1 protein-coding gene is annotated in these 2,405 nt (G+C 69.9%); it reads left to right on the top strand.

Annotation, left to right across the window (positions count from 1 at the left end; all coding sequences use genetic code 11):
- Positions 1 to 12 precede the first annotated feature (12 nt).
- Positions 13 to 2,405: condensation domain-containing protein (locus tag ACH4MY_RS38155; RefSeq protein ID WP_398009452.1), on the top strand; the 2,393-nt coding region annotated here is incomplete at its 3' end.

Below are 2,405 nucleotides of genomic sequence, written 5' to 3'. Positions count from 1 at the left end.
CTGCCGGACTACATGGTCCCGTCGGCTTTCGTCGAACTCGACGACCTGCCCCTGACCTCCAACGGCAAGCTCGACCGCAAGGCCCTCCCCGCACCCGACTACGCCGTCGAGTCGGCGGGCCGCGCCCCCCGCTCACCCCGTGAGGAGATCCTCGCCGGCCTGTTCACCGAGATCCTCGGTCTCACCCCCGGCGCCGTCTCCATCGACGACGACTTCTTCCAGCTCGGCGGACACTCCCTCCTCGCGACCAAGCTCGTCAGCCGCATCCGTACCGTCCTGGGAGCGGAACTTCCCATCCGGCAGCTTTTCGAGACGCCGACGGTCGCCGGTCTCGCCGATGCCCTGGAGCAGGTGGGCGGTGACGTCAGGCGCGGGGTCGTGGCCGTCGTGCCCCGGCCCGAGCGCATCCCGCTCTCGTACGCCCAGCAGCGGCTGTGGTTCCTCAACCAGTTCGAGGGGTCCAGCGCGACCTACAACGCCCCGGTCGCGCTGCGGCTCACCGGCTCGCTCGACCGTGAGGCGCTGCGGCTGGCGCTCTCCGACGTGGTCACCCGGCACGAGAGCCTCCGGACGGTCTTCGCCGAGGACGCGGACGGTGCGCACCAGATCGTGCTGTCGGTCGACACCTCTGACATCCCCCTTCCCCTGCGCCGGCTCGACGAGGACGGCCTGACCGAGGCCCTGGCGACCTCTGCGGCCCATCCCTTCGACCTCTCGCGGGAGCTTCCCTTCCGCGCCGAGCTGTTCGCCCTCGCCGAGGACGACCACGTCCTGCTGCTCGTCACCCACCACATCGTGAGTGACGCGTGGTCGCGCGGGCCGCTGGCTCGGGATCTGACCTCGGCGTACGCGACCCGGGTCACCGGCGAGGTGCCGGTGGGGGAGCCGCTGCCGGTGCAGTACGCGGACTACAGCCTCTGGCAGCGCGAGCTCCTCGGCTCCGAGGGTGACGCGGAGAGTGAGATCTCCCGCCAGCTCACCTACTGGAAGGACGCCCTCGCCGGACTTCCCGACGAGCTGGAGCTGCCGTTCGACCGGTCGCGCCCGGCGGTCGCCTCGTACCGCGGCGACCGGCTGACCTTCCGCCTTCCCGAGGAGCTCGCCGCCGCCGTCGAGCGCACGGCGCGCGGTGCTCAGGCGAGTCCGTTCATGGTGCTGCAGGCGGCGCTGGCCGCGCTCCTCACCCGGCTGGGCGCGGGGGAGGACATCCCCATCGGTACGCCGATCGCCGGTCGTACCGACGACGCCCTCGACGAGCTCATCGGCGTCTTCCTGAACACGCTGGTCCTGCGGACCGACACGGCGGGCAACCCGACGTTCGGCGATCTCGTCGCCCGGGTCCGCGAGACCAGTCTGCGTGCCTACGCGCACCAGGACCTGCCCTTCGAGCGGCTCGTGGAAGCCGTGAACCCCGAGCGGTCGCTCGCCCGCCACCCGCTGTTCCAGGTCCTGCTGACCTTCAACAACACCGACTACCAGGGCGCCCTGGACACCCTCGACGAACTGCCCGGACTCACCGTCGGGCGTCAGTCGGTCGAGAGCTCCGCGGCCAAGTTCGACCTCGCCTTCGGCTTCTCGGAGCGGGCCGGCGGTCTCGACGGCGTGCTGGAGTTCAGCACCGACCTGTTCGACCGGGACACGGCCGTCTCGCTCGTCGACCGTCTGCTCCGTCTGCTCACCGCGGCCGTCGCCGCGCCCGCGACCCCCATCGGCTCCCTCGCTCTTCTCACTGAGGTGGAGGAGGGGTTGGTGGTGTCGGGGTGGAACGAGACGGTGTGTGGGGTGCCGGGTCGTTCGGTGGTGGAGTTGTTTGCGGAGAGGGTGGGTCTGTCGCCGGATGCGGTGGCGGTGGTTGCCGGTGGTGAGTCGGTTTCGTATGCGGAGTTGGATGCGCGTGCGGAGCGGTTGGCTCGGGTGCTGGTGGCGCGTGGTGTGGAAGCTGAGCGGTTTGTGGCGGTGGCTCTGCCGAGGTCGGTGGAGCTGGTGGTGTCGCTGCTGGCGGTGTGGAAGGCGGGTGGTGCGTATCTGCCGCTGGACACGGAGTATCCGGCCGACCGGCTGGCGTACATGCTCACCGACGCCGACCCCGCACTCGTCCTGACGGACAGCCGGATACGCGCCGAGCTGCCCGACTTCACGATGCCCGCCCTCCTCCTGGACACGCAGGACACGCAGGCAGCACTCGCGGAAGACGTCACGTCCGATGCCGCCCCTCTGGCTCCGCCCACCTCGTCCCGATCGGCGTATGTGATCTATACGTCGGGGTCGACGGGTCGGCCGAAGGGTGTGGTGGTTCCGCAGGGTGCGTTCGTGAACTTCCTTGCTTCGATGGGTGATCGGTTCGGACTGGGGTCGGAGGATCGACTCCTTGCTGTGACGACGGTCGGGTTCGACATCGCGGGTCT

This window comes from Streptomyces sp. NPDC017246 (assembly GCF_044331325.1).
In the GTDB taxonomy this organism is placed as follows: Bacteria; Actinomycetota; Actinomycetes; order Streptomycetales; family Streptomycetaceae; genus Streptomyces.
The sequence above is the reverse complement of the archived record's forward strand: the minus strand, read 5'-3'. Positions and strand labels throughout refer to the sequence as shown.